The sequence below is a fragment of the Lysinibacillus sp. CNPSo 3705 genome, assembly GCF_028674935.1.
Lineage (GTDB): Bacteria > Bacillota > Bacilli > Bacillales_A > Planococcaceae > Lysinibacillus.
Window position 1 is genome coordinate 1 of the sequence record NZ_JAQZSD010000219.1, and the last position, 373, is coordinate 373.

Below are 373 nucleotides of genomic sequence, written 5' to 3' on the forward strand. Positions count from 1 at the left end.
TGGCATTACTGGCGCTACTGGCATTACCGGCGCTACTGGCATTACCGGCGCTACTGGCATTACTGGCGCTACTGGCATTACTGGCGCTACTGGCATTACCGGCGCTACTGGTATTACCGGCGCTACTGGCATTACCGGCGCTACTGGCGTTACTGGCGCTACTGGCATTACTGGCGCTACTGGCATTACTGGCGCTACTGGTGAAACCGGTATTACTGGCGCTACTGGTATTACCGGCGCTACTGGTATTACTGGCGCTACTGGCATTACTGGCGCTACTGGCATTACTGGCGCTACTGGCATTACTGGCGCTACTGGCATTACCGGCGCTACTGGCATTACCGGCGCTACTGGCATTACTGGCGCTACTGGC

Annotated in this window: 1 protein-coding gene; it reads left to right on the forward strand. The window is 57.1% G+C overall.

Annotated elements, in window-relative coordinates:
* A partial coding sequence (locus PVA17_RS25135) for a hypothetical protein (protein ID WP_274069384.1) occupies nucleotides 1–373 on the forward strand: 373 nt, incomplete at both ends.